This is a genomic window from Mycobacterium sp., assembly GCF_004298145.1.
Taxonomy (GTDB): Bacteria; Actinomycetota; Actinomycetes; order Mycobacteriales; family Mycobacteriaceae; genus Mycobacterium.
Window position 1 is genome coordinate 14,817 of the sequence record NZ_SCRH01000025.1, and the last position, 22,550, is coordinate 37,366.

Here is a 22,550-nt window from a genome sequence, read left to right on the forward strand (position 1 = left end):
GGGCCGGCACGTATTCTGTTGTGGACTTTATCCCCGAAATTTCAATGCCCAGGGCCGGAGAGGCAGGAAGAAACGTGGCGCTCGTCGTGCAGAAGTACGGCGGATCCTCGGTGGCCAACGCCGATCGGATCCGGCGCGTGGCCGAGCGCATCGTCGCGACCAAGAAGCAAGGGAACGACGTCGTCGTGGTCGTTTCCGCCATGGGCGACACCACCGACGACCTGATGGATCTGGCCCAACAGGTGTGTCCGGCCCCGCCGCCGCGCGAACTCGACATGCTGTTGACCGCCGGTGAGCGCATCTCCAACGCGTTGGTGGCGATGGCGATCGAATCGCTGGGTGCGCAGGCGCGCTCGTTCACCGGTTCGCAGGCCGGCGTCATCACCACCGGCACCCACGGCAACGCCAAAATCATCGAGGTCACGCCCGGACGGCTGCAGACCGCGCTCGACGAGGGACGCATCGTGTTGGTGGCCGGCTTCCAAGGCGTCAGCCAGGACACCCGGGACGTCACCACCCTGGGGCGCGGCGGCTCGGACACCACCGCGGTGGCGCTGGCCTCGGCGCTGCGCGCCGACGTGTGCGAGATCTACACCGACGTCGACGGCATCTTCAGCGCCGACCCGAGGATCGTGCACAACGCCCGCAAGCTGGACACGGTGACCTTCGAAGAAATGCTCGAGATGGCGGCTTGCGGCGCCAAGGTTTTGATGCTGCGCTGCGTGGAATACGCACGCCGCTACAACATTCCGGTGCATGTCCGATCCTCGTATTCGGAAAACCCAGGCACCCTCGTCGTCGGATCGATCAAGGACATAGCCATGGAAGACCCCATCCTGACCGGAGTCGCGCACGACCGCAGCGAGGCCAAGGTGACCGTCGTCGGCATCCCCGACATCCCCGGATATGCGGCTCGCGTCTTCCGGGCGCTCGCCGATGCCGACGTGAACATCGACATGGTGTTGCAGAACGTCTCCAAGGTCGAGGACGGCAAGACCGACATCACCTTCACCTGCTCGCGTGACAGCGGCCCCACCGCGGTGGCCAAGCTCGACGCGCTCAAGGACGAGATCGGGTTCAGCCAATTGCTCTACGACGACCACATCGGCAAGGTGTCGCTGATCGGGGCCGGCATGCGCAGCCATCCCGGGGTCACCGCCACCTTCTGTGAGTCCCTGGCCGAGGTGGGCGTCAACATCGAGCTGATCTCCACCTCCGAGATCCGCATCTCGGTGCTGTGCCGCGACACCGAACTAGATAAGGCCGTCGTGGCGTTGCACGAGGCGTTCGGGCTCGGCGGCGAGGAGTCGGCGACGGTGTATGCGGGGACGGGTAGATAAATGGTTGCCCATCGGGTGTCAATAGGGGTGGTAGGCGCTACCGGCCAGGTCGGCCAGGTGATGCGCAGGTTGCTCGACGAGCGGGATTTCCCGGCGACCTCGGTGCGGTTCTTCGCGTCGTCGCGCTCGCAGGGCCGCAAGCTGACCTTCCGCGGCCAGGAGATCGAAGTCGAAGACGCCGCGACGGCCGACCCGGCGGGCCTCGACATCGCGTTGTTCTCGGCCGGTAAGACGATGTCGCTGGTGCAGGCGCCGCGCTTCGCCGCCGCCGGGGTGACGGTGATCGACAACTCGTCGGCCTGGCGCAAGGACCCCGACGTGCCGCTGGTGGTGTCCGAGGTGAACTTCGAGCGGGACGCGCACCAGCGTCCCAAGGGCATCATCGCCAACCCGAACTGCACCACCATGGCCGCGATGCCGGTGCTCAAGGTGCTGCACGAGGAGGCCGGTCTGGTCCGCCTGGTGGTGTCGAGCTATCAGGCGGTATCGGGCAGCGGGGTCGCCGGGGTGGAGGAGTTGTCCACGCAGGCGCGCGCCGTCATCGACGGTGTGGAGCAGCTGGTACAGGACGGCAGCGCGGCGCAGTTCCCGGCGCCCAAGACCTATGTGGCGCCGATCGCCTTCAACGTGGTGCCGCTGGCCGGATCGCTGGTGGACGACGGCTCCGGCGAGACCGACGAGGACCAGAAGCTGCGCCATGAGAGCCGCAAGATCCTCGGCATCCCCGACCTGGCGGTGAGCGGCACGTGCGTGCGGGTGCCGGTGTTCACCGGGCACTCGCTGTCGATCAACGCCGAATTCGCCCGGCCGCTGTCGCCCGAGCGTGCCCGCGAGCTGCTCGCCGGCGCGCCGGGCGTCAAGGTGGTCGACGTGCCGACCCCGTTGGCGGCCGCCGGCGCCGACGAATCCCTGGTCGGCCGGATCCGGCACGACCCGGGGGTGCCCGACGGGCGCGGCCTGGCCCTGTTCGTCTCGGGAGACAATCTGCGCAAGGGGGCGGCGCTGAACACCATCCAGATCGCCGAGCTGCTGGCCGCCCAGCTGTGACCCGCGGGTGAGCACCACCCACACTCGCCTGGTCATACGGTGCTCTCTGTTCGCCGTGTCGGCAGTGTGTCTGGTTGTGCCACAATGGGTTTGGAGCATCGCGCGCGCCGATCCGCCGGCCCCGGCTCCCGAGCCGATCCTGCAGCCGCTGGCGCCCGGTGAGGTGTTGCGGATCGGTCCGACCGCCGGAACCGGCACTCCGACAGGGGATTACGGCATCGGCGCGACCGATCTCTGTGAATTCGTGGAATTCCCCACCGAACTGCTGCAGGTCTGCGGCGACAGCTTCGCCGGTCAAGGCGTCGGCTTCGGCGGCTGGTATGCACCGGTGGCGCTGCACGTCGACACCGCGTCCATCGATGACCCCGCCGGGGTGCGCTACACCGGTGTCACCGGGATCAGCAATCCGCTGCTGGCCGACCCCACCCCGCCGGACGCCTCGCAGCTGCCCGCCGGAGTGGTGCAGATCAACCGGCGCAACTACCTGATGGTGACGACGACGAAGGACCTGGAGCCGCAGAGCTCCCGGCTGGTGACCGCCGAACCGGCACGCGGGGGCTGGCCGACGATTCCGGGCTCCAAGCGGCCGGCCTCGTATCAAGGCGGCTCGCAGACGCAGATCAGCGGATATTACGACCCGATCCCGACCCCGGATTCGCCCAGCGGGTGGGTGTACATCGCGGCCGACAGTTTCACCCGTCGAGACCCGGTCGTCCTGTACCGCGCCACACCGCAAACGTTCACCGACCGGTCCCGGTGGCAGGGCTGGGCGGCCGGCCCGCAAGGGGGCTGGGGCAAGCCTCCGACGCCGCTGTGGCCGGACGCAGTGGGCGAGATGTGCGTCCGGCAGATCGACGGCAAAGCCGTGCTGTCCTACTTCAATGCCGTCACGGGCAACATGGAGGTCCGGGTGGCCGACGACCCGACGTCGCTGGGTGACGCGCCGGTCACCACCGTCGTGCAGCACGACGAGTGGCCGGACCCCGCGGAAAGCCTTCCGCCGCCCTACGACAACCGGCTCGCGCAACCGTATGGCGGCTACATCTCGCCCGGCTCCACGATTGACGAGCTGCGAATCTTCGTGAGCCAGTGGGACACTCGCGCGCGGGTGGCCGCACCGTATCGGGTCATCCAGTTCGCGGTCAACCCGTTCAAGCCCGACTCGGAGCCTTAATTTCGCTGTGCGTCCTCCGTCCGCAATGGATCCGAGACGGCCACCCCCGTTCAAACCCGAGCGGCTGATAACGGGGCGCGGCCGGACCGGTATCGCCGCGGGCTTTTCACCCGCTGAGCGGCGGCTTTAGTTCACAGCTGCTACATACGCAGCGCATAGCGCCAACCATTGTTAACGCCTTCATCATTTGTCTCATGAGTGAAACATCTGAAACCCCCACTGCGCGCACTTCCACCGCAACTGCTCCGGCCGCGGCAACGGCAGCGGCCTACCGGGCCCCACGGGTCTTCCAAGTCGCCGCATGGGTCGCGATCGTCGCGGGGATCGTGTTCATCGTCGCGGTCATCTTCTTCACCGGCTTCATCCTTGGCCACCGCGGCGGCCATCACGGCCACCACCACAAGCACCACCACCCCGCGATGATGCATCACCGCGGCCCCGGTGGGCCCGGCGGAACGGGTGACGTCGCCCCGGGCGGACCGAACGCCCCGGGCGCCACCACCGCGCCTGCGACTCCGTCGCCCGCGCGGCCCAGCGGCATGGCCCCGGGCCAACTCCCCGCGTCGGTCGTCCACTCGGCGGCGGCCTCGCACGCAGCGCCCGGGCAGGCCCCGAGCATCATCGTGCTGACCAACTAGAACCCACTACCCACGAGTGGCCCGGCGCACTCCTGGAGCGCCGGGCCACCTGTCTTTCCCGATAACCGCCGCGTCTCGATTCACAGCAATTTTGTCGCCGGGGCCTGTTAAGGACATGGCGTGCGGGGCAATATGGCATGGCATGAGCGACACACCCGAACCGCAAGCCGAGCCGACGCCAGCCGCCCCAGTCACTCCGCCACCGCCGCCACCCCCACAGCGGGCGAAGCCGCCGCGGCTCTACATGGCGGCGGCCTGGGTGGTGATCGTCGCGGGCATCGTGTTCATCATTTCGTCGGTGTTCTTCGTCAGCGCCTTCGTGTGGAAGCACCACTACTACTGCCACCATCACCACGGCATGTTCCGCCCGGGCGGACCCGGCGGCCCCGGACCCGGCAACGGACCCTGGCAGTACGGCGGCCCCGGCCCGGGCTACGGACCCTGGCAATACGGCGGCCCCGGCGGTCCCGGCCCGTGGTACGGCGGTCCCGGTGGTCCTGGACCCGACAATGGGCCGTGGGGACCCGCGCCCGGTGGTCCCGGATTGATCGTTCCGATGCCCCCCGGTGGTCCGGGCGGCCCCGGCGGTCCGGTCTCTGGCCCCGGTGTCAGCGGCCCCGGTCAGCCGACAGCCGTCAGCCCCGCCCCCAGCACGCCCGCGCCGCGCCCTTAGGTCACGCCGGGGCGCCTGGCATGATCGCTGCATGACCATGCGGGTCACGCAGGTTTACCGCGCCGTCCTGACCATCGGCTTCGCGTGGGCGGGCACGATCGCGCCCCCGGTCGCGGCCGCGCACCCGTCGGAGCCGGGCGTGGTGAACTACGCCGTCCTCGGCAAGGGGTCGGTCGGCAACATCGTCGGCGGACCCATGGGGTGGGAGGCGGTGTTCACCCGGCCGGTGCAAGGCGGCTGGGTGGAACTCCCGGAGTGCAACAACTGGGCGGACATCGGCCTGCCCGAGGTGTACGACGACCCCGACCTGGCGTCGTTCAACGGAGCCGTCACCCAGACGTCGGCGACCGATCAGACGCATCTGGTCAAGCAGGCGGTCGGGGTGTTCGCCACCAACGACGCCGCGGCGGGGGCATTTCATCGGGTGGTGGATCGAACGGTCGGATGTTCGGGGCAGACGACCGCGATACACCTGGACAACGGCAGCACGCAGGTGTGGTCGTTCGACGGCGGGCCGGCCGGTCCGGCCGACGAGAGTTGGGCGAAGCAGGAGGCGGGCTCCGATCGGCGTTGCTTCGATCAAACCAGGCTGCGTGAAAACGTGTTGCTGCAGGCGAAAGTGTGTCAGTCCGGCAACGCCGGGCCCGCCGTGAATGTGCTGGCCGGGGCGATGCAGAACGCGCTGGGTCAATAGTCGAGCGATTGGGTATCCGTCTTTGCCGTCCGCCCACTACCCGGGGAAAGGGAATATGTCGGGGGCGTCTGATAGATGAAGCACTCAGACGAAGTAGTGCTGGATATCGTTCGATTAGCTGCGCAGGGAAGCGGTCCGCAGGTGCATGTTGAGCCTGGGTCGGGCCCGAAGGGATCGTGATATGACGTTCGCGCCGAGCACTGCGGCGGACTCGCGGTTGACCGGTGCCGGCCCTGCCCCGGAGCTGAAGATCGCCGAACTGACCGACTCGGCGGCCGTCGCGCAATACATCGCCGACGGCTGTCTGGTGGGCGCCCCGCTGCGGCGGGTGGGTCTGGAACTTGAGGCCCATTGCCACGACCCGGCCGACCCGCAGCGCAGACCCGGCTGGGACGAAATCGCCGCGGTGCTCGACGCGCTGCCCGCCCTACCGGGCGGCAGCAGGATCACCGTGGAACCGGGGGGCGCCGTCGAACTTTCCGGCCCGCCGGCCGACGGCGTGCTACCCGCGATCGACGCGATGCGGCGGGACCAGGCCGTGCTGCAGCCGGCGTTCGCCGAGGCCGGGCTGGGCCTGGTCTTCCTCGGCGCTGACCCGCTGCGACCGCCCAAGCGCATCAACCCCGGCTCCCGGTACCGCGCCATGGAACAGTTCTTCGCCACCAGCCACTCCGGGGAGGCGGGCGCGGCGATGATGACGTCCACCGCGTCGATTCAGGTCAACGTGGACGCCGGGCCGCGCGAAGACTGGGCGGCGCGGGTGCGGCTGGCGCATGCCTTGGGGCCCACCATGATTGCGATCACAGCCAACTCGCCGATGCTGCACGGCGACTTCACCGGCTGGGTGTCCAGCCGGCAGCGGGTGTGGGGGCAGATGGATTCGGCGCGCTGCGGCCCCATCCTGGGTGCCAGCGGCGACGACCCGGGCACCGACTGGGCGCGCTACGCGCTCAAGGCTCCGGTGATGCTGGTGCACACCCCGGACGCCGAGGCGGTCACGCATTGGGTGCCGTTTGCCGACTGGGTCGACGGCCGGGTGTTGCTCGGTGATCGCCGCCCCAGTGTCGCCGACCTGGAATACCACCTGACCACCTTGTTCCCGCCGGTCCGGCCCCGGCAGTGGCTGGAGATCCGTTATCTGGACACCGTCCCGGACGCGTTGTGGCCCGCCGTCGTGTTCACCCTGGTGGCCCTGCTCGATGACCCGGTCGCCGCCGACACCGCGGCCGAGGCGGTCGAACCGGTGGCCACCGCCTGGGACGTCGCGGCGCGGCTGGGGCTGCGTGACCGGCGGCTTCACGCGGCCGCCAATGCGTGCGTCGCCATCGCCGCCGAGAAGGCGCCGGCCGAACTCGGCGACGCGATGCAGCGATTGGTCCGCCTCGTCGAACAGGGCCGGTGTCCGGGCGACGATTTCGCCGACCAGGTGATCGAGCATGGCGTCGCCGCTGAGGTTTCGAGGCTGGCGCGATCGGCGCAAGGGGGACTGTGACTACTCCTGATGATTCCGACCCGCTGCGCCCGGCTGCGCCGCGCTTGCGGTCGTTATGCCGGGAGGGGATTGCCGACCAGTTGGCGCGGACGCGGACGCGGACGTTGCGGCTGGTCGACTTCGACGATGCCGAACTATGCCGGCAGTACGACCCGCTGATGAGCCCGTTGGTGTGGGATCTGGCGCATATCGGCCAGCAGGAAGAGCTCTGGCTGTTGCGGGGCGGCGATCCCGCCCGGCCTTCGATGTTGTCGCCGGCCGTCGAGGGGCTCTACGACGCCTTCGTGCACTCCCGCGCCAGCCGCGTCGACCTGCCGCTGCTGTCACCGGACGAAGCGCGGGTCTACTGCCGGACCGTGCGGTCCGCCACGCTCGATGCCCTGGACGCGTTGCCCGACGACCCCGCCGGAGACGAGGCGGCCTTCGCGTACGCGATGGTGGTCAGCCACGAAAACCAGCACGACGAAACCATGCTGCAGGCGTTGAATCTGCGCAGCGGCGCACCGCTACTGCGGGACGTTTCGGTGCTGCCACCCGCCCGGCCGGGGCTGGCCGGCACCTCGGTGCTGGTGCCCGGCGGTGAATTTACGCTCGGCGTGGACCCCGCGAGCGAACCCTTCTCGCTGGACAATGAACGCCCGGGTCACGTCGTCGATCTGCCCGCGTTCCGGATCGGCCGGGTTCCGGTCACCAACGGCGAATGGCAGCACTTCGTCGACGACGGCGGCTACGACCAGCCGCGGTGGTGGTCGGAGCGCGGCTGGCAGCATCGCCACGCCGCCGGCCTGACCGCGCCAAAGTTCTGGAATTCCGACGGCGCCACCCGCACCCGATTCGGCCATGTCGAAGACATCCCCGCCGACGAACCCGTCCAGCACGTCAGCTATTTCGAGGCCGAGGCGTACGCGGCCTGGGCCGGCGCGAGACTGCCCACGGAGATGGAGTGGGAGAAGGCCTGCGCGTGGGACCCGTCCGCCGGCACCCGGCGCGCATATCCCTGGGGCGCTCAGGAGCCGTGCGAGGCGCTGGCCAACCTGGGCGGCACCGCGTTGCGGCCGGCGCCCGTCGGCGCCTACCCCGCCGGCGCTTCGGCGTGCGGGGCCGAGCAGATGCTCGGCGATGTCTGGGAGTGGACGGCCTCCCCGCTGCGGCCCTGGCCGGGCTTCGTCCCGATGCTCTACGAGCGCTATTCGCAACCGTTCTTCGATGGTGATTACCGGGTGTTGCGCGGCGGATCGTGGGCCGTGGAGCCGGGCATCCTGCGGCCGAGTTTCCGCAATTGGGATCACCCCTACCGGCGCCAGATCTTCTCCGGTGTCCGGTTGGCGTGGGACGTTTCCGATGCCGGGGACCGCGCCTGATGTGCCGGCACCTGGGGTGGCTCGGGGTCGACGTCACGGTCTCCTCGCTGGTGCTCGACCCGCCGTTCGGCCTGCGGGTGCAGTCCTATGCGCCGCGCCGACAAAAACACTGCCTGCTCAACGCGGACGGTTGGGGCGTCGGGTTTTTCGATGCCTCCCCCGATGGCGCGGTACCGCGCCGGTGGCGGAGCCGGGCGCCGCTCTGGGGTGACGTATCGTTCGAGTCCGTCGCGCCGGCGCTGCGCAGCCACTGCGTGGTCGCCGCGGTGCGCTCGGCGACCGTGGGCATGCCGATCGAAATCAGTGCGACGGCGCCGTTCACCGACGGGCAGTGGTTGTTGTCGCACAACGGAGTTGTGGAGCGGGCCGTGTTGCCGGCGACGTCACGGGCCGAATCGGTCTGCGACAGCGCCGTACTGGCGGCCACCATCTTCGAGCGCGGCCTCGACGCGCTGGGCGACACGATCGCCGAGATCGCGGCAGCCGACCCTGGTGCCCGGCTGAACATATTGGCCGCCAACGGATCTCGTATGCTGGCGACGGCCTGGGGTGACACGCTGTCCATCTTGCGTCGTGCCGACGGCGTGGTGTTGGCCAGTGAACCCTATGACAACGACTCCGACTGGGAGGACGTGCCGGACCGCCACCTCGTCGAAGTGACCGCCGACGGTGTCACGCTGACGCCGCTGGATCATCCGAAAGGGCCTTGATGACGCTGTCGCTGTCCAACCACCTCGCCGCCGACTCTGCGTACCACGCGTTACGCCGCGACGTGTTCGACGGTCTACAAAGGACGCCGAAGTCGTTGCCGCCCAAGTGGTTCTATGATGCCGTGGGCAGCGACCTGTTCGACCAGATCACCCGGTTGCCCGAGTACTACCCGACCCGCGCCGAGGCGGAGATCCTGCGTGCGCGGGCGGCCGAAATCGCGTCGACCAGCGACGCCGACACCCTGGTGGAATTGGGCAGCGGGACATCGGAGAAGACGCGGGTGCTGCTCGACGCCCTGCGTCAACGGGGTTCGCTGCGCCGGTTCGTCCCGTTCGACGTCGACGCCAGCATCCTGTCGACGGCGGCCACGGCCATTCAGCAGGAATACTCGGGGGTCGAGATTAAAGCCGTCTGTGGCGATTTCGAAGAACACCTGACCGAGATCCCGGTGGGCGGGCGACGGCTGTTCGTGTTCTTGGGCTCGACGATCGGCAACCTCACGCCCGGACCGCGGACGGACTTCCTCACCGCGCTGTCCGCCCAGATGAGACCCGGCGACAGCCTGCTGCTGGGTACCGACTTGGTTAAGGATACCGAGCGGCTGGTGCGCGCCTACGACGACACCGCCGGGGTGACGGCGGCGTTCAACCGCAACGTGCTCGCCGTGGTAAACCGGGAATTGGACGCGGATTTCGACGTCGATTCCTTCGAGCACGTGGCGCGGTGGAACGCGTCGGAGGAACGCATCGAGATGTGGTTGCGGGCCGACCGTCGCCAGCGGGTGCACGTCGGTGCGCTCGGGCTGACCGCGGACTTCGAGGCCGGTGAGGAGATGCTCACCGAGGTGTCGTGCAAGTTCCACGCACAGAAGGTGACTGCCGAATTGGCCGCTGTCGGATTGCGCCGCACGCGATGGTGGACCGACGGCGCAGGTGACTTCGGGTTGTCGTTGGCCGTGAAGTGACCGTCGGCGGATCGCTGGCCGACCAGTGGCGGTCGGCCCGGCCCCCGGCGGCCGGCCTGCACCTGGACAGCGCCGCCTGTTCGCGGCAGAGCCTCGCGGTGATCGAGGCCACCGCGCAGCATGCTCGCAACGAGTCCGAACTCGGCGGGTATGTCGCGGCCGAGGCGGCCACCCCGGTGCTCGACGCCGGACGTGCCGCGTTCGCCGCGCTGACCGGGATGACCGACGCCGAGGTGGTCTTCACCACCGGCTCGCTCAATGCCCTGGACCTGTTGCTGGGCAGTTGGCCGGCCGCAGCGGCGGACCGAAGGACGGTGGCGTGCCTGCCCGGCGAATACGGCCCCAACCTGGCCATGCTGGCCGCCCACGGATTCGACCGCCGGCTGCTGCCGACCCTGGACGACGGCCGGGTCGCGCTTGACGACGCCGCGCTGGCCCTCGACACCGACCCGCCGGACCTGGTGCACCTGACCGCGGTGGCCAGCCATAGCGGTGTGGTGCAACCGGTTTCGATGATCGCCCAACTCTGCCGCGAGCTCGGGCTGCCGCTGGTCGTCGACGCGGCGCAGGCGCTGGGCCAGGTGGACTGCGCGGCCGGGGCCGATGCCACCTATTCCTCGTCGCGCAAGTGGATCGCCGGGCCGCGCGGTGTCGGGGCGCTCGCGGTGCGCCGGGACCTGATGGAAGGCCTGCACCCGAGGCTGCCGGCGCCACCGTGGGCATCGGGGGCGTCGACGGTGGCCCAGCAGCTTGAATTCGGCGAAGCCAATGTCGCTGCGCGCGTGGGGTTTTCGCTGGCGCTGGGGGAGCACCTGGCGTACGGGCCGGCGGCCGTCTGTGCACGTCTGGCCGAGCTCGGCGGCCTGAGCCGAACGGTACTGGCCGACGTGGCCGGGTGGGTGGTGATCGAGGAAGTCGAAGAACCCAGCGCCATCACGACTTTGGCCCCGACCGACGGCGCCGACGCGCAGGCGGTGCGGGCCTGGCTGCTCGCCGAACGACGGATCCTGACCACGTTCGTCGGCGTGCAGCGGGCGCCGCTGGAGCTGTCGCAGCCACTGCTGCGGATCTCACCGCACCTGGACACCACAGCCGACGACCTGGAGACCTTCGCCGAGGCGCTCATCGCCGCGACGGCGGCGACCGCGACCGGCTAGCTCGCCTTGTGCGCGGTCAGCAGGTAGGCCGGCATCTTCATCCTGCCCTTCTCGTCGCGATCGTGTTGCGGACCGTCGGGGATGGGCGGGATGTTCGCGTGGATGTAGGCCGGCCGGACCTCGTCGATCTCCCAGTACTTGCCCACCGCGGCGCGCAGCTCGTCCTCGTCGACTTCGTTGGGCTTGGTTTCCCACTCCCCGGGGAAGGCGCCCTTGGCGAAGACCAACACGAAGTACCCGGCACCCGGGGCCGCCGCGCGATGTATCGCGCTCAGGTAGCCGTCGCGGCCCTCCACCGGCAGCGAATGAAACAGCGTGCTGTCGACAACGGTGGAGAACCGCCCGTCATAGCCGCGCAGCGACGTGATGTCGCCCTGCACGAAGCTGGCCGTGGTCAGGCCGCGATCGGCCGCCGCTGCGGTGGCCGTCGCGATCGCGGTGGGGGTGAGGTCGATACCGACCACGGTGTAACCCTGGGCGGCCAGCGTCAGTGACAGCTCGGCGACACCGCAGCCCGCATCCAGCACGTCGCTGCGGAACCTGCCGGCCGCGATCAGTGCGGCCAGCTCCGGCTGTGGCTCACCGATATTCCATGGCGGCGGACCCTCGAACTCGCCCTGCTCGCGATATGCGCTGTCCCAGTCCACAATTTGATCAGGCGTCATGGTTTCCAACGTACCCGCCGTCAGGACTCCCAGGTGTGCACCGGCTCGTTGGCATGCATGTGCTCGCAGTAGCGGCGCAGCATCTCGGCCAGCGCTGCGGGCCGGCTCATGCCGCCGTCTTGCAGAGCCCGCACGGTGGAAACCTGCCAGCTGGCGCCGTTGCGGCCCGCGCGGGCGCGGCCCTCGATGACCCCCAGGAAGCGGTCGCGCACCTCGGCATCGACGCCCCAGCGCCGCAATCCCTCGTCGGCGATCGGCAGCAACGTGTCCAGCACCAGTTCGCGCGCCGTCACCTCCCTCATCCCGGAGCCCACGCCGGGCCAGTGCAGCCGGGCGTCGATGCCGTAGCGGGCCGCGGCCAAAAAGTTGGCCTCGGCCACCGAGAAATCCATGCCGGCCCACAACGGCTTGTCCGCTTCGGACAAGCTGCGCAGCGTGCCGTAGAAGAAGGACGAATTCGCCAGCATGTCAACGACTGTCGGACCGGCCGGTAACACCCGGTTCTCCAGCCGCAGATGTGGGCGCCCGTCGACCACGTCGTACACCGGACGGTTCCAGCGGTACACGGTGCCGTTGTGCAGACGCAGTTCGGACAGTTGTGGGGTGCGTCCGGCGGCCAGCTCGGCGACCGGGTCTTCCTCGGACACCTCGGGTAACAGGGATCCGAAGTAGCGGATGTTCTCGTGATACAAGTCGAGGACCGAAGTGATCCACCGTTCGCCGAACCACACTCGCGGCCGCACGCCTTGGGTTTTCAGCTCCTCCGGCCTGGTATCGGTGGACTGCGTGAACAGCTCGATGCGGGTTTCCGCCCAGAGCTGGTGGGAGAAGAAGTAGGGCGAGTTGGCGCCCAGTGCCAGCTGCGGGCCGGCCATGATTTGCGCGGCGTTCCAGTTGGCGGCGAACGTCTCCGGGGCCAGCTGCAGGTGCAATTGCATGCTGGTGCAGGCGGATTCGGGTGCGATCGTCGCGGCGTGCCAGGTCAGCGGTTCGGGCCCGGAAATGTCGATGGGAAGGTCTTCGCCACGGGCGGTGAAGATCGAGTCGTTGAGGGCGGCGTAGCGCGTCGACTCGCTCATCCAGTCGTGGTCCAGGTGTTCGGGCATCAGCGTGGGCAGGATGCCGATCATGACGATGTGCGCACCGTCGGCGGCGCCGGCCTTGATCTCGGCGTCGTTCAGGCTGGCCCGCACCTCGGCCTCGAGATCCAGGCCGGTGTGTCCGGGCAGTGCGTGCGGCGGAACATTGAATTCAATGTTGTAGGCGCCTAATTCGGTCTGGTATGCCGGATCTCCGATGGCGTCCAGGACGTGGCGGTTGGTCATGGCCGGCTGGTAGTCGGCGTCGACCAGGTTGCACTCGATCTCCATGCCGGTGAGCGACTGTTCCGAATCGAAGCACGACTGGGCGAGCATCGTCTCGAACACGTTCAGACACAGCTGAACCTTGCGCCGGTATTCCCGGCGATGTGCGCCGTCGTACGTGGTGCGCTTGACCTCTTCGCCCACAACGCAGATGCAACAGGGTTACCGCCCGTAACGCAAGCTCTCCAGCGTCACGGTTGCGGCCGCGCGCGCGGGGCGGGTAGACCATGATGGACTTTTGCCGTAAAAGTGTCAGAGCTCACGGGTGGAGGAGAGCAGTTGGCCGAGTTCGCGGAGTGCGCCGAATTTATCGCCGCCATCGACCAGGGAACCACCAGCACCCGCTGCATGATCTTCGATCACGAGGGTGCCGAAGTGGCCCGCCACCAACTCGAGCACGAACAGATCCTGCCCCGGCCGGGCTGGGTCGAGCACGACCCGGTCGAGATCTGGGAGCGGACCTCCTCGGTGCTCACGTCGGTGCTCAACCGCGCCAATCTGACGTCGAAAAACATTGCCGCGCTTGGCATCACAAATCAGCGCGAGACGACACTGGTCTGGAACCGCAAAACCGGGCGGCCCTATTACAATGCGATCGTCTGGCAGGACACCCGTACCGACCGGATCGCGTCGGCGGCCGAACACGACGGCCGGGGCCAGGTGATCCGCCGCAAGGCGGGGCTGCCCCCGGCGACGTACTTCTCCGGCGCAAAACTGCAATGGATTTTGGAGAACGTCGACGGGGTGCGCGCCGCCGCCGAGCGTGGCGACGCGCTGTTCGGCACCGCCGACACCTGGGTGTTGTGGAATCTGACCGGAGGACCGCGGGGTGGCGTGCACGTTACCGACGTGACCAACGCCAGCCGGACCATGCTGATGAACCTGCAGACCCTCGACTGGGACGACGAGCTGCTGTCGTTCTTCTCCATCCCCCGCGCGATGCTGCCCAAGATCGGGCCGTCGTCGTCGCGGCAGCCCTACGGTGTGACGGTCCCCACCGGCCCTGCGGGGGGAGAGATAGCGATCACCGGCGTGCTCGGTGACCAGCATGCGGCGATGGTGGGCCAGGTGTGTCTGGCCGAGGGGGAGGCCAAAAACACCTACGGCACCGGAAACTTCCTGCTGCTCAACACCGGTGAGACGATCGTGCGCTCCGAGAACGGGCTGCTGACCACCGTCTGCTACCAGTTCGGGGACGCCAAACCCGTTTACGCGCTTGAGGGTTCGATCGCGGTGACCGGTGCGGCCGTGCAGTGGCTGCGCGATCAGCTGGGCATCATCAGCGGGGCCGCGCAAAGCGAATCGCTGGCGCGCCAGGTCGACGACAACGGCGGGGTCTATTTCGTCCCGGCGTTCTCCGGGTTGTTCGCGCCCTACTGGCGAGCCGATGCGCGCGGCGCGATCGTCGGGCTGTCCCGGTTCAACACCAACGCGCACCTGGCGCGGGCCACCCTGGAGGCGATCTGCTACCAGAGTCGCGACGTGGTGGACGCGATGGCAGCGGATTCCGGTGTGCGCCTTGATGTTTTGAAGGTCGACGGCGGTATCACCGGCAACGACCTGTGCATGCAGATCCAGGCTGACGTGCTGGGCGTGGACGTGGTCCGGCCGGTGGTCGCCGAGACGACCGCGCTGGGCGCCGCGTACGCGGCGGGTCTGGCCGCGGGGTTCTGGGCCGATCCCGCTGACCTGCGTGCCAACTGGCAAGAGGGCAAGCGTTGGACACCGGTCTGGAACGACGAGCAGCGCGCCGCGGGTTATGCGGGCTGGCGCAAAGCCGTGCAGCGGACCTTGGATTGGGTCCCCATAACCTGAAGTGACCTGCGGCTAATGGCGAAATCAGTCTTCGCCGAGAATGCCGTAGATCTCGCGGCGCGCGTTGTTGAGAATGTCGATGATGCGCTGCTGCTGCTCGGCGGAAACGGTATGGGCGGACTGCCCGACGGCACCGAACAACTGGCCCACGGCCGCCCTGAGGTTCAGGTGGCCCGGATCGGCGCCTTCGGTGATCTCGTCCCACGGCGGGGTCTCGATCTTCTCGGCCGCCCCGCGGCCCTCGTCGGTCAGCTCGAAAAGCTTCTTGCTGCCGGAGGTTTCGCTCGCGGTGATCAGGCCTTCGTCGTCGAGCAGCTGCAGGGTCGGGTACACCGAGCCGGGGCTCGGCTTCCACAGCCCGTCGCTGCGTTCGGCGATCTGCTGAATCATCTCGTAGCCGTGCATCGGCCGCTCGGCCAGCAGCGTCAGGATGGCCGCTCGCACGTCACCGCGCCTGCCGCGGCCCGGGCCTCCACCGCGGCGCCAGCCGCCGCGCCGACCACCGGGACCGAAGCCGAAGCCCGGGCCGAACCCGGGGCCGAAGCCGAAGCCAGGCCCGAAGCCCGGCCCGAACCCGGGACCGAAGCCCGACGGGCCTTCGTGGCCGCCACCGGCGTGGTCGCGCAGATGTTCGCGGAAATCCCGGCGGGCCTGGCGTCGTGCCTCGTGCAGGGCGCGCCGGTCAACGGGGCCGGGGCCAAGGCCGAATCCGAAACCGGGCCGGCCGGCGAATGGTCCCTCGGGGGGAGTGAATGGGTTGCTCATTTTCTGTCCTTACGTTCGTGGGATGCGCACCGTTCGTACGCTCCGGAATATCACGATATATCGTGAACTAACGCGATGCAACGAGATATGTTGAGAAATATCGCATAGATCGCTGACCTGCGGAAACTCTGACCCCACCCAACCGCTCGGCGCGGTGCGGCGGTTTGCGTAGGGCAGACGGCGGGTAGGAACTGAGGGATGGACCCTGACAACGACGTGACGGTCGATAGGGGTGCCGCCCCGTTCGGGAGCCCCGATGGTGGCCCGCGCCGGAACACGCGGCCGTGGGTCAACTGGGGGTTGGCGCTGGCGACGGTGCCCGCCGCCGCGATCGTCATGCTTTTCGCGCTCGGTGCCGTGATGGGCACCGCCGGCTGCAGTGACCGCAGCTGTCCCAACCTGGGCCACGGCGGGATCGATTTCGGCGTCGCGTTCTACGGGGCACCCGCGGTCGCGGTCGTCGTCATCGTCATCTCGTTTTTCACCGCCAAATACCGCGCCGGCATCGCGGTCCCGCTTTTCGGATGGGCGCTGCTGATTGCCGACGTCGTCCTCATGGCCGCGAGCGTCGCCGGCTAGCAGCAGCCCTCAGTGAGGCGGTGCGAAACCGCCCGGTGAACCGCCGTATCCCGACCCCGGACCGGGCCGCCCCGATTCCGGCCACGGGACGGGGTGTTGCGGCACCGCCCCCGGTGGCATGGTGGGCCAGCGCGGGGCGGGCACAGGCGGGCGCAGCCGGGCCAGCTCGCGGCGGTGCCGTTCGGCTAGGACGGCGGCCAGTACCAGTTCCGGCGGGGCGCCGGGCGGCGGTGGCGGCGCAATGCGGGACACCACGTCACCGGCGATTCGGTAAGCCATCTGCACGCGCAGCTGGCGGTCGAGCTGCGGTGCCCTGGAAAGGAATTGACGCGCGACCTCGGCTTGACCGGCGGACAGTCCCGACAGCTGCAACGACGATGCCCACCAGGCCAGCGCCGGAGGCATCGCAGGGGGTGGCCCCAGCCGGGGTCCGCGTTCGTTGACCACCACCGTGCCGGCGAAGATGTCGCCGATCCGTTTGGCCTTGGGCGACAATATGCTGCAGATGACGGCGGGGCTCCCGAAGAGCATCCAGATCTCCACCAGCGAGGCCAGGGCGCGAAATAACGCCTGGCGGAAGCGTTCTGGGCCGCCGTCGTCGGACACGACGCGCAGGCCCAACGCGATCTTGCCGACCGAGCGTCCCCGCGTCGCCGTTTCGAGGATCAACGGGTAGCCGACAATTGCCAGCACCGTAAATATAAGCAGGATGGCGTTACTCAGCGCGCTGTCGAACTGAGTCTGGGTGGCGGCCCACAACAGCGATCCGAGAAATAAGAAGACAACCATGACGGCGATATCGATCAGCGCGCTCAACGCCCGCACCGGCAGCTGGGCGATCTGCACGTCCAGCACCACTGCGTCCCCGGTCACCACCTTCGACATAACTTCGAACGGTACAGGTGCCCGCGGGGCGATTAGGCTGCCCAGGGTGGACGTCGATGCATTCGTGCTGGCCCATCGCGGTACGTGGGACCGCCTCGACCGATTGATCGGGCGGCGCCGGTCGCTGAGCGGCGCGGAAATCGACGAGCTTGTCGAGCTTTACCAGCGGGCGTCCACTCACCTGTCGATACTGCGTTCGGCGTCGTCGGATTCGATGCTGGTCGGCCGGCTCTCGAGTCTGGTCGCGCGGGCGCGTTCCGCGGTGACCGGCGCTCACGCCCCGCTGAGCAGTACGTTCGTCCGGTTCTGGACGGTGTCTTTCCCGGTCGTTGCGTACCGCACCTGGCGGTGGTGGGTGGCCACGGCGGCGGCGTTCTTCGCCGTGGTCGTGGTCATCGCGCTGTGGGTCGCCGGCAGTCCGGAGGTGCAGTCAGCCCTCGGAACGCCCAGTGGCATCGAGCAATTGGTCAATCACGATGTCGAGTCGTACTACAGCGAGCATCCCGCCGCCGCGTTCGCGCTGCAGATCTGGGTGAACAATTCCTGGGTTTCCGCTCAGTGCATCGCAATGTCCGTGCTGCTGGGGCTGCCCATTCCCTTTGTGCTGTTTCATAACGCCGCCAATCTGGGTGTGATCGCCGGCCTGATGTTCTCGGCCGGCAAGGGCGGCGTGCTGCTGGGATTGCTTGCCCCCCATGGACTCCTGGAGCTCACGGCCGTATTCCTCGCGGGGGCAACGGGAATGCGGTTGGGGTGGTCGGTGATCTCGCCCGGAGACCGCCCCCGGGGGCAGGTGCTGGCCGAACAGGGCCGCGCCGTCGTATCGGTGGCCGTGGGCCTGGTGGCCGTGCTCCTGATCTCCGGGTTGATCGAAGCGGTGGTGACGCCGTCGCCGTTGCCGACCTTCGTACGGGTCGCCATCGGTATCGTCGCCGAGGTGGCGTTCCTGTCCTACATCGCCTACTTCGGCCGCCGGGGCGTCAAAGCCGGGGAAAGCGGCGACATCGAAGACGCGCCGGATGTGATACCCACCGGCTGAGTTCCGCGAGACTCCAACTGCCGACGGCCTTATTCGGGAAATGCGTACGTAGTTGCAGTTTCGCGGTGCAGATTACAGGCGTCCGGTCGCTTTCATCGCCAGATAGTGGTCGGCGAGGGCGGGCGCCAGCTCGGCGGGCGCGGCGTCGACGACTTCCACCCCGGCGCGGCGCAGCCGCGTGGCGATGGCACCGCGGTCGTTGCGGGATCGTTCGGCTGCCGCCGCGTCGTACACCGCCGCGGCATCCGAGCGCCCGGCGGCCATCTGGTCGACCCGAGGGTCGGAGACCGCGGCCAGCAGCAGGTGATGTTTGGTCGCCAGCTGCGGCAGCACCGGCAGCAGACCCTCGTCGAGGGCGGTCGGATTGAGGTCTGTCAGCAGCACCACCAGTGAGCGCCGGTGGGCACGCAGCGTGATGGCGGAAGCCATTGCCCGCCAGTCAGATTCGACGAGCGTGGGCTGCAGGGGAGCCATCGCGTCGACCAGCTGCGCAAGTAGTTCGGTGCGCGCGGCGCCGAAGACGCCGGCCCGGCTCACCCGGTCGTGGGCGAGGAAGTCGACATTGTCTCCCGCCCGCGAGGCGAGTGCGGCCAGCAGCAGCGCGGCATCCATCGACCAATCCAGCCGCGGCCAGCCCGCGGGATCGGAGGCGGCCGGATCGACCCCGACCCGGCCCGCCGCGGTGCGACCCGTGTCGAGCACGATCACCACGCGCCGGTCGCGTTCCGGGCGCCAGGTTCGCACCACCACATCGGCGCGACGCGCGGTGGCGCGCCAATCGATCGAGCGCACGTCGTCACCGACGACATATTCTCGCAGCGAATCGAATTCGGTCCCCTGCCCGCGCACCAGCGTGGGCAGCAGGCCGCCGATCTCGCGCAGCTTGGCGAGCCGCGACGGCAGATGCTTGCGCGACAGGAATGGCGGCAGCACCCGCAGCTGCCCCGGTACCGATTGCGAACCCTGCCGTCCCGCCAAACCCAGCGGGCCGATCGATCGGGCGGTGACCACCGTGGCCCGCTGGTCGCCGCGGCGCACCGGTTCCAGCCGAGTCGCGACGTGCTGATCCTGGCCGGCGGGGATGTTCACCGGGTGGATGCGCGGCTGCGCGCGGGCGCTGGGCGGCCAGGCGTCGCGGATCTGGCCGCGGAACCGCCGACGGCCGTCGTTGTGGATCAACAGCGCAGAATCCACCTGCTCCCCGAGCCGGGCGGAGCGATCCGGAGAACGGACGTAGCGCAGGCCGGAGGTGGCGGCCGCCAATCCGGCATCGACGGCGACCGCGACGGCCAGCGCCGCCAGCAGGGCCACGAAAGCCGTTGCCGGCCAGGGCGACACCGCGATGGGCAGGGTGCAGATCAGCGCGACCAACCCGGTGCGTCCGGTCAGGACCACTAGCGGGGCACCGGAACCGACGCCAGAATCCCGTCGAGCACACCGTCGGGCGTGGCCCCTTCGAGTTCGGCTTCGGGTCGAAGCATCACCCGGTGCCGCAGCGTCGGGCGGGCCATGGCCTTCACGTCGTCTGGTGTGACGTAGTTGCGGCCCGACAGCCAGGACCAGGAGCGCGCCGTGGCCAACAGGGCGGTCGCGCCGCGGGGGGACACACCGAGCTGCAGCGCGGGCGAGGAGCGGGTGGCCCCGACGATGTCGACGATGTAGCCCAGAATCTCGTCGGCGACCAGCACGTGTTGGACGGCGTCGCGGCCGGCGGCCAGGTCGGCCGGCCCGGCTACCGGCTTGATCGCCGACAGATCGCGGGGGTCGAAGCCGTGCGCGTGCCGATGCAGGATGGCGATCTCGGCGTCCCGCGGCGGCAGCGCCACGTTCAGCTTGAGTAAAAAGCGATCCAGTTGGGCCTCGGGCAACTGGTAGGTGCCCTCGTATTCGACCGGATTCTGGGTCGCGGCAACGATGAAGGGGTCCGGCAGCGGCTGGGGTTCACCCTCCACGCTGACCTGGCGCTCTTCCATCGCCTCGAGCAGTGCGGCCTGGGTCTTGGGTGGGGTCCGGTTGATCTCGTCGGCCAGCAGCAGGTTGGTGAACACCGGACCGGGCCGGAACATGAACGCGGCGGTGCGCGCGTCGTACACCAGGGAACCCGTCACGTCGCCGGGCATCAGGTCGGGGGTGAACTGCACCCGCTTGAACTCCAGCTGTAGCGCCGCGGACAGCGCCCGGACCAGCAGTGTCTTCGCCACTCCCGGAACGCCTTCCAGCAGCACATGGCCGCGGCACAGCAGCGCGATCACCAGGCCGCTGATCACGCCCTCCTGTCCGACGACGGCCTTGGCGAGCTCGGCGCGCAACGCCAACAGCGCGTCACGTGCCGATTCAGTGGTGGGGGATTCGGCTGCCGCCGGCGGGGAAGGTTGCGTGGGTCGTGTCACGGGTGTGCGACCAGCCTTTCGATTTCGTCGAGCGCACGGGCAAGTTGTAAGAGGTCGTTGTCGGTCGTCGGAGGCGGACCGAACAGATGGTAGGAGACGAACCCGGCGTCGGACCCGATGCGCTGGGCCACCGTGGAAACCACCACCGCCGGTGCGGCGCCGGCGCCCAGGCCGAGCCGCGGTAGCAGCCGCGTCACCGTGGCCGTGCGCAGCGCGTCGGCGGCGCGATCGCGTGCCCGACGGGACCGATACAGCCGGCCGCGCCCCTCGACGGTCTCCGAGGCGCGCACCACCACGGGTAACTCCTCGGCCACCAACGGCCCGGGCCTGCGGCCCTTCCACGCGGCGACCAGCAGCACCACCAGCGCCAGCTGCCACACGGCCCAGATCACGTTCTGCGGAATCAGCTCGAAAAGCGAAGCCTTGGAGGCGGATTCACCCTCGACGTAATGAGGTGCGTACCAGACGAGCCGGGGCCGGTCCCCGGCCAGGTTCATCGCCAGCGCGGCGTTGCCCGCTTGCAGCAGGCCGCCGTTGGTCATGAAATCGGTGCTGCCGACCGCGGTGATGGTCCGCCCGCCAGCACGGAAGCGGATCAGCACGCCGTCGTAGCAGCGGGACATCGCCCGGCCATCCTTGGCCGCATAGGCGCTGCTCGAACCGAACCGAACCGAACCGGACCGGACCGCCTCGCGCAGAGTGCAATTCGGGTCGGTGTCAAAGCCGCTGGTACCCGATACGCCCACGCCCGGCAGCAGCGCCTCGCGGGCCCGCATCGTCGGTTCCACCAGCAGCAGATCCGATGGGATCTTCGCCAGCCGGTCGGCCGCCGTGTCGGTGAGGTACTGGCTTTGTACCACCAGGATCAGCGCGTCGGGGCGCGCCGCATGCTCGACGTCACCGATGCTGTTGGCCACGACGACGTCGACTCCAGCGTCGCGTAGCAACTCCACCAGCGCGTGGGCACCGTCGGGCCCGGTCGACGCCGGATCCATCCGCGCACCGGGCCGCGGTGCACTCAGGTAGGCATCGATCCCGGCGATGACGGCGAGCACCAGCAGCGTGACGAGCACCCAGCGCCAGGAGCGCCGATTTCGTGGCGCGGTTTCCGGGCGGGCGGCGGCGATCGTCGCCATCAGCGCACCTGCGCCCACGAGTCGGGTACGGCGGGCCGGCCGGGCTCCGCCGGGACGCCCTCCCAGCGGGATCGCAGGTGGTCGTCCAGGTCGGCGATCATCCGGTAGGCGGCCTGGGTTCCGGGCAGCTCACCGTAGGTGACGTCGTTGAAAGCCGTTGCCGCTTCGATCAATTCGCCGGCCAGGTGAGGCAACGCGGCGCCGGCGTCGCGGGCCAGCTCGTTGGCCGTACGGCCGGGAGCCGCCGCCAGCACGCCGGTCTCCTCGAGCTGGCGGGCGACGGCGCGCAGCCGGTGTCGTATCGCGGCCGCCCAATCACCGTCGGCCGCGCAGTTTTCCGCCGTGGCGCGGTGCTGGGCGGCGGTCAGTTGTGCGGTTTCGAATAACAGATGGTCAGCGCCGCGGCGGGTGCGCATGGTGCGCCGCGCGATGTGGACGGCAACTACCACGGCGGTCGCCAGCAGAATGAAAAGCACTGTCGCGGTGAACCATCCACCCGGCACCGAGGACGTCTTCTGCAGCAGCCGGTAAATCAGGTCGTTGAGCCAGTCGAGGAATTGGTCCCCCGCCGATCCCTTCGAATAGATCGGCTTGTTGAGTTCGTCCTGCGCGGCGCGGTGCGCGGCATCGCGGTCGATGTCGATGGAAGGCATGCTCAGCT

22 protein-coding genes are annotated in these 22,550 nt (G+C 68.8%); 14 read left to right on the top strand and 8 right to left on the bottom strand.

The window, feature by feature from the left end:
• Nucleotides 1-74 precede the first annotated feature (74 nt).
• The 11 genes from EPN51_RS09050 (at nt 75) to egtE (ending at nt 11,251) form a co-directional block, all read left to right on the top strand.
• Nucleotides 75-1,340 (top strand): aspartate kinase, encoded by a 1,266-nt coding sequence (locus tag EPN51_RS09050; RefSeq protein WP_293040625.1) that lies wholly within the window; start codon nt 75-77, stop codon nt 1,338-1,340.
• Nucleotides 1,341-2,387 carry an aspartate-semialdehyde dehydrogenase gene (locus EPN51_RS09055; protein ID WP_293040628.1) on the top strand — a complete coding sequence of 349 codons (1,047 nt, stop codon included), beginning with the start codon at nt 1,341-1,343 and terminating at the stop codon, nt 2,385-2,387.
• Between the two features lie 7 nt (nt 2,388-2,394).
• On the top strand, nt 2,395-3,561 hold the full coding sequence (locus tag EPN51_RS09060) for a DUF4185 domain-containing protein (protein ID WP_293040630.1): 1,167 nt from the start codon (nt 2,395-2,397) through the stop codon (nt 3,559-3,561).
• A gap of 194 nt (nt 3,562-3,755) precedes the next feature.
• Nucleotides 3,756-4,199 carry a hypothetical protein gene (locus EPN51_RS09065; RefSeq protein WP_293040633.1) on the top strand — a complete coding sequence of 148 codons (444 nt, stop codon included), beginning with the start codon at nt 3,756-3,758 and terminating at the stop codon, nt 4,197-4,199.
• 142 nt (nt 4,200-4,341) lie between these two features.
• The gene (locus EPN51_RS09070) at nt 4,342-4,872 is read left to right on the top strand and encodes a hypothetical protein (RefSeq protein WP_293040635.1); all 531 of its coding nucleotides are present in this window, start codon (nt 4,342-4,344) and stop codon (nt 4,870-4,872) included.
• A gap of 31 nt (nt 4,873-4,903) precedes the next feature.
• A complete protein-coding gene (locus tag EPN51_RS09075) occupies nt 4,904-5,566 on the top strand; it encodes a sensor domain-containing protein (protein ID WP_293040638.1) in 663 nt (220 codons plus the stop codon).
• A 181-nt stretch (nt 5,567-5,747) separates the two neighbouring features.
• Nucleotides 5,748-7,058: an ergothioneine biosynthesis glutamate--cysteine ligase EgtA gene (gene egtA / locus EPN51_RS09080; protein ID WP_293040641.1), complete on the top strand. Its 1,311-nt coding sequence runs from the start codon at nt 5,748-5,750 to the stop codon at nt 7,056-7,058.
• Between the two features lie 68 nt (nt 7,059-7,126).
• Nucleotides 7,127-8,419: an ergothioneine biosynthesis protein EgtB gene (egtB, locus tag EPN51_RS09085; RefSeq protein WP_293041066.1), complete on the top strand. Its 1,293-nt coding sequence runs from the start codon at nt 7,127-7,129 to the stop codon at nt 8,417-8,419.
• The gene (gene egtC / locus EPN51_RS09090) at nt 8,419-9,129 is read left to right on the top strand and encodes an ergothioneine biosynthesis protein EgtC (protein ID WP_293040644.1); all 711 of its coding nucleotides are present in this window, start codon (nt 8,419-8,421) and stop codon (nt 9,127-9,129) included. The genes egtB and egtC overlap by 1 nt, the downstream gene beginning before the upstream one ends.
• A complete protein-coding gene (gene egtD / locus EPN51_RS09095; protein WP_293040647.1) occupies nt 9,129-10,094 on the top strand; it encodes an L-histidine N(alpha)-methyltransferase in 966 nt (321 codons plus the stop codon). Before egtC ends, egtD begins: the two co-directional genes overlap by 1 nt.
• Nucleotides 10,091-11,251: an ergothioneine biosynthesis PLP-dependent enzyme EgtE gene (egtE, locus tag EPN51_RS09100; RefSeq protein WP_293040650.1), complete on the top strand. Its 1,161-nt coding sequence runs from the start codon at nt 10,091-10,093 to the stop codon at nt 11,249-11,251. The genes egtD and egtE overlap by 4 nt, the downstream gene beginning before the upstream one ends.
• On the opposite strand, the gene EPN51_RS09105 is transcribed toward egtE, so the two are convergent.
• Together EPN51_RS09105 and EPN51_RS09110 are read right to left on the bottom strand one after the other, a co-directional pair.
• Entirely contained in the window at nt 11,248-11,916 is a 669-nt protein-coding gene (locus EPN51_RS09105) for a class I SAM-dependent methyltransferase (protein ID WP_293040653.1), read from the bottom strand. The genes egtE and EPN51_RS09105 overlap by 4 nt on opposite strands.
• Nucleotides 11,917-11,936: 20 nt before the next feature.
• On the bottom strand, nt 11,937-13,424 hold the full coding sequence (locus EPN51_RS09110) for a glutamate--cysteine ligase (RefSeq protein WP_293040656.1): 1,488 nt from the start codon (nt 13,422-13,424) through the stop codon (nt 11,937-11,939).
• Between the two features lie 204 nt (nt 13,425-13,628).
• Here EPN51_RS09110 and glpK point away from each other — a divergent pair, with 204 nt between their 5' ends.
• Complete coding sequence (gene glpK, locus EPN51_RS09115; protein WP_293041069.1) at nt 13,629-15,095, top strand: glycerol kinase GlpK; 1,467 nt, start codon at nt 13,629-13,631, stop codon at nt 15,093-15,095.
• Between the two features lie 24 nt (nt 15,096-15,119).
• On the opposite strand, the gene EPN51_RS09120 is transcribed toward glpK, so the two are convergent.
• Nucleotides 15,120-15,860 (bottom strand): PadR family transcriptional regulator, encoded by a 741-nt coding sequence (locus tag EPN51_RS09120; protein ID WP_293040659.1) that lies wholly within the window; start codon nt 15,858-15,860, stop codon nt 15,120-15,122.
• Nucleotides 15,861-16,058: 198 nt separating this feature from the next.
• Here EPN51_RS09120 and EPN51_RS09125 point away from each other — a divergent pair, with 198 nt between their 5' ends.
• Nucleotides 16,059-16,439 carry a hypothetical protein gene (locus EPN51_RS09125; protein WP_293040662.1) on the top strand — a complete coding sequence of 127 codons (381 nt, stop codon included), beginning with the start codon at nt 16,059-16,061 and terminating at the stop codon, nt 16,437-16,439.
• Nucleotides 16,440-16,448: 9 nt separating this feature from the next.
• On the opposite strand, the gene EPN51_RS09130 is transcribed toward EPN51_RS09125, so the two are convergent.
• Complete coding sequence (locus EPN51_RS09130; RefSeq protein ID WP_293040665.1) at nt 16,449-17,324, bottom strand: RDD family protein; 876 nt, start codon at nt 17,322-17,324, stop codon at nt 16,449-16,451.
• 46 nt (nt 17,325-17,370) lie between these two features.
• On the opposite strand from EPN51_RS09130, the gene EPN51_RS09135 reads away from it, so the two are divergent.
• Nucleotides 17,371-18,363, top strand: coding sequence for a stage II sporulation protein M (locus EPN51_RS09135; RefSeq protein ID WP_293040668.1), 993 nt, complete (start codon nt 17,371-17,373; stop codon nt 18,361-18,363).
• Nucleotides 18,364-18,435: 72 nt separating this feature from the next.
• On the opposite strand, the gene EPN51_RS09140 is transcribed toward EPN51_RS09135, so the two are convergent.
• From EPN51_RS09140 to EPN51_RS09155, 4 genes are read right to left on the bottom strand one after another with little or no spacing between them, the layout of a single operon-like run.
• Nucleotides 18,436-19,758, bottom strand: coding sequence for a DUF58 domain-containing protein (locus EPN51_RS09140; RefSeq protein ID WP_293040671.1), 1,323 nt, complete (start codon nt 19,756-19,758; stop codon nt 18,436-18,438).
• Entirely contained in the window at nt 19,758-20,753 is a 996-nt protein-coding gene (locus tag EPN51_RS09145) for a MoxR family ATPase (protein WP_293040674.1), read from the bottom strand. Before EPN51_RS09145 ends, EPN51_RS09140 begins: the two co-directional genes overlap by 1 nt.
• Nucleotides 20,750-21,889: a DUF4350 domain-containing protein gene (locus tag EPN51_RS09150; protein ID WP_293040677.1), complete on the bottom strand. Its 1,140-nt coding sequence runs from the start codon at nt 21,887-21,889 to the stop codon at nt 20,750-20,752. The genes EPN51_RS09145 and EPN51_RS09150 overlap by 4 nt, the downstream gene beginning before the upstream one ends.
• Nucleotides 21,889-22,542 carry a DUF4129 domain-containing protein gene (locus tag EPN51_RS09155; protein WP_293040680.1) on the bottom strand — a complete coding sequence of 218 codons (654 nt, stop codon included), beginning with the start codon at nt 22,540-22,542 and terminating at the stop codon, nt 21,889-21,891. Before EPN51_RS09155 ends, EPN51_RS09150 begins: the two co-directional genes overlap by 1 nt.
• Nucleotides 22,543-22,550 lie beyond the last annotated feature (8 nt).